1 protein-coding gene is annotated in these 623 nt (G+C 62.8%); it reads right to left on the bottom strand.

Translation table 11 applies throughout. The features are described 5' to 3' along the window. Positions 1-338: endonuclease/exonuclease/phosphatase family protein (locus tag AWU74_RS07355; RefSeq protein ID WP_187150933.1), on the bottom strand; the 338-nt coding region annotated here is incomplete at its 3' end. Positions 339-623: the final 285 nt, after the last annotated feature.

Below are 623 nucleotides of genomic sequence, written 5' to 3'. Positions count from 1 at the left end.
GGGAAATACGCGCTGACGACGACGGTGCCGCCGTAGTGCGCGGCGAGCACCCGTCCTTCGGCATCGAAGCGGGGAACGCCCAGTGTGTCCACCCGGTCGGGCGGCAGGCGGCTGTAGAGCGCCGTGCCCGAATAGCCGGGTTTCTCCGCCGACGCCCAGAACGACTGATACGAGACGGCGCCGGAAGCGGGCGAGCGCAGTGGCGGGGGAAGCTGCTCCGGGCGCGCTTTTGTCTCCTGAATGCACGCCACGTCCGCGCCGGAGGCGAGCAACCACGGGACGAAGCCCTTCCGCTCGGCGGAGCGGATTCCGTTTACGTTCCACGAGAAAATGGTCATAGGCTCAGTATACTGCGCACGCCGTAGGCGTTGCTACCGAGTTTGCGCCGCTTCGCTTACCGAAAACTCGCAGGCATATAGAGTGGCACACATAGGTTTTGCTTGTAGGTAGGCATATAGGCAGAGTCGCGAGCGTGGCACAGACGAATCCGCGGGAGGTATCACACCACCATAGCGGGGAGAATGTCCCTATTGTAGTAGGGAGAGTCTCCTTCTTTTGGCGGCAGCAACGCGCCCGCACATAAAAAGAGGCAGGGCTTGCGCCCCGCCTCTTTTCCGCCTCTA

This window comes from Treponema endosymbiont of Eucomonympha sp., assembly GCF_001028545.1.
This window is presented reverse-complemented; position numbering and strand designations above follow the sequence as displayed.